Source organism: Pseudomonas sp. HMWF006 (assembly GCF_003061205.1).
Taxonomy (GTDB): Bacteria; Pseudomonadota; Gammaproteobacteria; order Pseudomonadales; family Pseudomonadaceae; genus Aquipseudomonas; species Aquipseudomonas monsensis.
This window is the reverse complement of record NZ_QAIU01000566.1, coordinates 12,207-12,539: the sequence shown is the minus strand read 5'-3', so window position 1 is coordinate 12,539 and position 333 is coordinate 12,207. Positions and strand designations below refer to the sequence as shown.

Annotated in this window: 1 protein-coding gene; it reads right to left on the bottom strand. The window is 65.5% G+C overall.

The genetic code is table 11. From position 1 onward, the window contains the following. A partial coding sequence (locus DBR24_RS33840) for an MFS transporter (protein WP_256591844.1) occupies positions 1-333 on the bottom strand: 333 nt, incomplete at both ends.

The window sequence follows — 333 nt, the reverse complement described above, 5'->3', positions numbered from 1 at the left end:
CCGCCACGCCCGCAATCCCTGCCAGTGTCAGAAACGCAGCACTGTAACCGGCGCCTTGCACGACGAATCCGGCCAGGCCGTTGCTCAGTGCAGCGCCCAGGCCGAAGACGGTGGTCAGGGCGCCGAGGCTGATGTTGAAGTGGCCGGTGCCTTGGGTGAGGTCTTTGACCATGATCGGGAACAGCGCGCCGAACAGACCTGCACCAACGCCGTCGAGCATCTGCACGGCCACCAGCCAGTAAGGGTCGTCGGACAAGGTGTAGAGCACGCCGCGCAGCGGCAGAATCAGGAAACCGGCGAGCAGCAGTGGCTTGCGCCCCCAGACGTCGGCTT